The sequence below is a fragment of the Microbacterium sp. 5K110 genome (assembly GCF_005774735.1).
In the GTDB taxonomy this organism is placed as follows: Bacteria; Actinomycetota; Actinomycetes; order Actinomycetales; family Microbacteriaceae; genus Microbacterium.
The window spans coordinates 1-6,265 of the sequence record NZ_VBUM01000131.1 but is presented as its reverse complement, the minus strand read 5'-3'; the positions used below and the strand labels follow the sequence as shown (position 1 = coordinate 6,265).

Here is a 6,265-nt window from a genome sequence, read left to right as displayed (position 1 = left end):
GCGTCGCCGAACGCGGTCACGACGCAGGTCAAGCGCCCCGCCGCTCCCGCACCGGCACCCGTCGGCGGACTGGCGACGACATCGTCGGTCTCGCGCATCGTGATCACCAGCGGCCCGAAGGCAGGGCTCGAACTGCCCCTCGGCACCGAGCCGCTGACGATCGGGCGCTCGAGCGAGTCCGGTCTCGTCGTCCGCGACGACTACACCTCCAGCCACCACGCGCGTCTCGTGCTGTGGGGCGAGCAGTGGATGCTGCAAGACCTCGACTCCACCAACGGCACCTCGCACGACGGTGTCCGTGTGGCGTCCCCCGTGCAGGTGAAGGTCGGCGCGCCGATCAAGGTGGGCGCGACGACCTTCGAGTTGAGGAAGTAACCCTCCTCCATGGTCTTCCAGGGCTCGAGCGCGGCCATCTCCCACACGGGCAAGGTGCGCTCCAACAACCAGGATTCCGGCTACGCCGGGTCCAACCTCTTCGTGGTCGCCGACGGTATGGGCGGGCACGCCGGAGGTGACGTCGCCTCGAGCCTGGCGATCGCCCGACTGACCGAACTCGATCAGCCCTTCACGAGCACGACCGCGGCCGAGCACGCCTTGCGCGACGCTCTCGCCGACACCGCGACGGATCTCATCGACACCGTCGCCCGCCGCCCCGAGCTCGCCGGCATGGGAACGACGGTCAGCGCCGTCATCATGGTCGACGACTACGCCGTGATCGGGCACATCGGAGACTCGCGCGTCTACCTGTACCGCGACGACACGCTCACGCAGATCACCACCGACCACACGTTCGTGCAGCGTCTGGTGGATTCGGGACGCATCACCCCGGAAGAGGCCCGGTACCACCCGCGCCGTTCGGTGCTCATGCGCGTCCTGGGCGACATGGACCCCGACCCCGAGGTCGACACGTTCATCATGCCGACGCAGGACGGCGACCGGTGGCTGCTGTGCTCCGACGGCCTCTCGGGCGTCGTCGACGACGCGCACACCACGCGCGCTCTCGCCCTCGGGATGCCGCCGGCCCGCACCGCCGACGCGTTGCTGAAGCAGGCCCTCGACGGAGGCGCCCCCGACAACGTCACCGTCGTGATCGTCGACGTGGGCGGTCAGCACCCCGTGTTCATCGGAACTCCGACGATCGTCGGGTCGGCGTCCAACCCCACCGGTGTCGTCGTCCCCGCCGCGCGCCCGACGCGGTCCTCGTGGCTGCACACGGCGCGCCAGGCCGCGAACGAGCCGACGCACTTCGAACCCGCCGCGGAGTTCCTCGAGGAGCTCATCGAAGAGGATCGGCGCCGCGCACGCCGACGTCGCCTGGGGTGGCTCGCGGCTCTCATCCTCGTGCTCGTCGCCATCGGCGCGGGCCTGTTCGCCGGCTACACGTGGACCCAGACGCGCTACTACGTCGGCGCCGACGACAACTCGGTCGTCATCTACCGCGGTGTGCAGCAGTCCATCGGACCGCTCTCGCTCTCGTCGGTCTACGAAGACACCAACATCGTGCTCGCCGATCTCTCGGAGTTCGACCGGCAGGCGGTCGAGAGCACCATCTCGGCCCGTTCCCTCTCGGACGCCGAGCTCATCGTGGATCGCCTGCGTCCCGCACCGGAGGCCACCGGATGACAGACCAGAAACTGACCCGGCCGGACGCGGTGTCCACCGACACCGCCGTCATGCGCGCACTGAAGAAGATCCGCGTGCCCGCGACGCAGCGCAACCGCGAGCTGGGACTCCTGCTGTTCGCGATCGCGGTCTACGGTTCGGCGATCGTCCTGGTGCAGCTCGGCGTGGACGGTGTCGTCGAGTCCGGCTACCTGATCCTCTCGGCCATTCCCGCAGTGCTGGCCCTCGTCCTCCACGTGGTGCTGCGCTTGCGCGCCCGCGACGCCGACCCCTTCGTCCTCCCCATCGCCACCATCCTCACCGGCCTGGGGATCGCGATGATCTACCGGATCGACCTCGCGGTGGGCCTGGAGGGATGGGATGCCACCTCCATCCGGCAGATCGCCTGGGCGGCGATCGCCCTGATCGCGGCCCTGCTCGTGGTGATCTTCGTCCGCAACTACCGCGTGCTCTTCCGCTACACCTACCTGTCAGGCCTCGTCGGCATCCTGCTGCTCCTCCTGCCGTTCGTCCCGGGCCTGGGCACCGAGCAGAACGCCGACGTGTGGGTGTCGCTCGGTTTCGTGTCGTTCCAGCCCGGCGAGCTCGCGAAGATCGCTCTGGCGATCTTCTTCGCCGGCTACCTCGTGCGTACGCGCGAGAGCCTCACCTCCACGGGAACCCGGTTCCTGTTCATGACGTGGCCGCGTGCCCGCGAGCTCGGACCGCTCCTGATCATCTGGGCCGTCTCGCTCGGCATCATCGTGCTGCAGCGCGACCTCGGCACGGGTCTGCTCATCTTCGGCATGTTCGTCGCGATGCTCTACGTCGCCACCGGCAAGACCAGCTGGGTGCTGATCGGCGTCGTGCTCGCCGCGACCGGGGCGTTCCTGGCATCCCGTGTCCTGCCCTACGTCTACGGCCGGTTCGCCAACTGGCTGGATGCCTTCAACCCCGAGGTCATCGACCGCGACGGCGGCAGCTACCAGCTCACGCAGGGCATCTTCGGCCTCGCGCACGGCGGCCTGTTCGGCACGGGGCTCGGTCAGGGCCGTCCGTACATCACCCCGCTGTCGCAGAGCGACTACATCCTGCCCAGCCTCGGCGAAGAGCTCGGCCTCGTGGGGGTGTTCGCGATCCTCTCGCTCTACATGGTGTTCGCCAGCCGCGGCATCCGCATCGGCCTCGCCGGTCAGGACGACTTCGGCAAGCTCCTCGCGACGGGCTTCTCGTTCACGATCGCGCTGCAGGTGTTCATCATGGTCGGTGGTGTCACCCGCGTGATCCCGCTGACGGGTCTCACGACGCCCTTCCTGGCCGCCGGCGGTTCGTCCCTGGTCGCGAACTGGATCATCGTCGCCTTCCTCCTGCGCATCTCGGATGCCGTGCGCAGCCGTCCCCGGGTGGTGATCGGCTGATGTCCGCGCCCACGCCGACCCGCACCGTCACCCCGGAGGAGGCACCGTGACCAAAGAACTCCGACGCCTCAGCGTCGTCATGCTGGCGATGTTCCTCGCGCTGTTCGTCTCCACCAGCGTCATCCAGGTCGGCCAGGCCGAGAACCTCGCCAACACCGCCGGCAACCGCCGCGCGCTGTACGACTCGTACCAGGTCCAGCGCGGATCGATCATCGCCGGCGGAACCGTGATCGCCTCGTCCGTCCCGTCCGACGACGTCTACAGCTGGCAGCGTCAGTACACGGATGCCGCGATGTGGGCGCCCGTGACCGGATACATGAACCCCGTGCTCGACGCGCGCACGCGGATCGAGCTCGACAAGAATTCCGTGCTCAGCGGCGCCAACAGCAGTCAGTTCTTCTCGCGCCTGGAGCAAGCGGCCACGGGCCAGGTTCCGCGCGGATCGAACGTCGAGCTGTCGCTGGACGCCGGCGTACAGCGCGCCGCGTGGGACGCCCTCGGCGACCAGCAGGGCTCGGTCGTGGCGATCGAACCCTCGACGGGACGCATCCTCGCGATGGTGTCCAAGCCCAGCTTCGACACGAACACCCTCGCCTCCCACGACCCGGATGCCGTCAACGCGGCGTACGACCAGCTCGCTGCCGATCCGTCGCAGCCGCTGGTGAATCGCGCGATCGAGGGCGACCTGAACCCCCCGGGGTCGACATTCAAGCTGGTCGTGGCCTCGGCCGCTCTGGCATCCGGTCGGTACACCCCGGACTCGGCGTTCCCCAACCTCGCGTCGTACACGCTGCCGCAGTCCTCGAGCGTCGTCAGCAACGCGGGGGGCGGCACGTGCGGCGGCGGCGACACCGTCACGATCGCCACGGCACTGAGACTGAGCTGCAACATCCCCTTCGCGGAGTTGGCGGTCGAACTCGGCGACGACGCGATCCGCGCCGAGGCCCAGAAGTACGGCTTCAACACGTCGTTCTCGATGCCGCTGACCTCGACTCCGTCGTCCTACCCCGCGAACCTCGACGCCCCCCAGACCGCGCTCAGCGGCTTCGGACAGGGCCAGGTCCGCGCGACACCGCTGCAGATGGCGATGGTGTCCGCCGGGATCGCGAACCAGGGCGTCGTGATGAACCCGCGGATGGTGGACCGGATCATCGGCTCCACCCTGTCCGTCGACGACGAGGGCACGAGCAGCGAGTTCGGCCGCGCCTTGGACTCGAACCTCGCGGCTCAGATGGTCACGATGATGACGGCGAACGTCCAGGACGGCGCGGCGTCGAATGCAAGAATAGACGGGGTCCAGGTGGCGGGTAAGACCGGCACCGCAGAGAACGATTCTCGTCCCTACACTCTCTGGTTCACCGGTTTCGCCCCGGCGGACGACCCGAAGGTCGCTGTCGCCGTGGTGGTCGAGAACGGCGGAGGCCAGGGGCAGAGCGGGAGCGGCAACGAGATCGCCGCCCCGATAGCGAAGAAGGTCATGGAGGCGGTGCTGGGCAAATGAGACCGACGCAGGGAGTGACCTTCGGAGGACGGTACGAGCTGGAGTCGCGGATCGCGATCGGCGGCATGGGTGAGGTCTGGGAAGCGACCGACCATGTCATCGGACGTACCGTCGCGATCAAGATCCTCAAAGACGAGTACATGGGCGACCCCGGGTTCCTCGAACGCTTCCGCGCCGAGGCCCGTCACGCCGCGCTCGTCAACCATGAGGGCATCGCGAGCGTGTTCGACTACGGCGAGGAGGACGGCAGCGCCTTCCTCGTGATGGAACTGGTACCCGGTGAGGCACTGTCGACCATCCTCGAGCGCGAGGGTTCGTTGTCGACCGACAAGACCCTCGACATCGTGGCGCAGACGGCCGCGGCCCTCCAGGCCGCACACGCCGCGGGCCTCGTACACCGCGACATCAAGCCCGGCAACCTGCTCATCACGCCCGACGGCCGCGTGAAGATCACCGACTTCGGTATCGCGCGCATCGCCGACCAGGTTCCGCTGACGGCCACCGGTCAGGTCATGGGCACGGTGCAGTACCTCTCGCCCGAGCAGGCGTCGGGGCACCCCGCGTCGCCCGCGACCGACATCTACTCGCTCGGCATCGTGGCGTACGAGTCCCTCGCCGGGAAGCGCCCCTTCACGGGCGAGTCGCAAGTGGCCATCGCCATGGCGCAGATCAACGAGCAGCCCGCGCCGCTGCCGCCGACCGTCGCCGTCCCGGTGCAGAACCTCGTCATGGCGATGATCGCGAAGAAGCCCGACGAGCGTCCGGCCTCGGCCGCGGCTGTCTCGCGCGCCGCCACGGCTTTGCGCCGCGGCGACCTCACGGCCGCCGCCGCCGCGGTACCCGCCATCGCTGCCGGCGTCGCCGTCGCCGACGAGGCCACACAGCTCCTGACGGCGGGGCAGACCTCTGCCGCGACCCGTCTGCTGCCGGCACCGTCCTCGTCGCTCCTCTCCGAGGAGCACACCGAGGACGACCCGCGCCCGCAGAAGAAGAAGCGCAGTCCCTGGACGTGGCCGCTCGTCGCCCTCATCGCCCTTCTGGCGCTCGTGCTCGGCGGCACGCTCTTCGCGGTTCTGAGCAACCAGAACGACCCGAACACGGCCCCCTCCAGCCCGACACCGAGTTCGGCCACGCCGTCACGGAGCGCGACGCCCTCGTCGTCGCCCTCGCAGACCTCGCAGCTCGTCGATGTCAACTCCCTCGGTCTGACGGGCAAGTCCTGCGAGGCCGCCAGCGAGATCCTCAGCGCGAACGACCTCGGCGCGCAGTGCGAGACCGGCAACGCCGCGACCAGACCCGATCAGGTGGGTCTCGTCGACACGGTGAACCCCACCGGTCGCGTCCCCGCCGGGACGATCATCACGCTGCGCGTGTTCGGCGAAGAGACCCCGCTTCCGACCCCCGGCACCCCGACGCTGCCCGGCGCATCCGTCACCGCCGGCAGCACGGTGCAGGTCTCGTGGCAGCAGTACACGTGTCCCGCGGGTACCGGAAACGTGGCGTCCTACAACCTCACCGCGACCAATGGCACGTTCTCCGAGAACGGTCAGTCTTCGGCGTCGTTCGCTCCGGATGCGCGCAACGCCGAGCTGCAGGTGAGCAACTCGGTCGGGCAGAGCCTTCGGGTGACCTACACCGTGAGCTGCTCGGGCACCGACCGCACGGCGGGACCCTCGGGCGAGGCCTCCGCGTCGATCACCGGCGGCAACACCCCGTCGCCCAGCCCGAGCGCCACGCGCTGACC

The 6,265-nt window shown here is 69.0% G+C and carries 5 protein-coding genes; all 5 read left to right on the top strand.

Annotated features, from left to right (window positions below):
• The coding region (locus FE256_RS17310; RefSeq protein WP_252371078.1) for an FHA domain-containing protein FhaB/FipA at window positions 1-375 on the top strand (375 nt) is incomplete at its 5' end.
• A 9-nt stretch (window positions 376-384) separates the two neighbouring features.
• Window positions 385-1,623, top strand: a complete 1,239-nt coding sequence (locus FE256_RS17305) for a PP2C family protein-serine/threonine phosphatase (protein WP_138178122.1) — start codon at window positions 385-387, stop codon at window positions 1,621-1,623.
• Complete coding sequence (locus FE256_RS17300; protein ID WP_138178120.1) at window positions 1,620-3,020, top strand: FtsW/RodA/SpoVE family cell cycle protein; 1,401 nt, start codon at window positions 1,620-1,622, stop codon at window positions 3,018-3,020. The genes FE256_RS17305 and FE256_RS17300 overlap by 4 nt, the downstream gene beginning before the upstream one ends.
• A 46-nt stretch (window positions 3,021-3,066) precedes the next feature.
• Complete coding sequence (locus tag FE256_RS17295) at window positions 3,067-4,521, top strand: peptidoglycan D,D-transpeptidase FtsI family protein (RefSeq protein WP_138178118.1); 1,455 nt, start codon at window positions 3,067-3,069, stop codon at window positions 4,519-4,521.
• Window positions 4,518-6,263 (top strand): serine/threonine-protein kinase, encoded by a 1,746-nt coding sequence (locus FE256_RS17290; RefSeq protein WP_138178117.1) that lies wholly within the window; start codon window positions 4,518-4,520, stop codon window positions 6,261-6,263. The genes FE256_RS17295 and FE256_RS17290 overlap by 4 nt, the downstream gene beginning before the upstream one ends.
• Window positions 6,264-6,265 lie beyond the last annotated feature (2 nt).

What these genes read in the sequence shown, in the direction of transcription:
- FE256_RS17305 (WP_138178122.1), top strand. Translation starts at nt 385, where the DNA reads ATGGTCTTCCAGGGCTCGAGCGCGGCCATCTCCCACACGGGCAAGGTG.
- FE256_RS17300 (WP_138178120.1), top strand. Translation starts at nt 1,620, where the DNA reads ATGACAGACCAGAAACTGACCCGGCCGGACGCGGTGTCCACCGACACC.
- FE256_RS17290 (WP_138178117.1), top strand. Translation starts at nt 4,518, where the DNA reads ATGAGACCGACGCAGGGAGTGACCTTCGGAGGACGGTACGAGCTGGAG.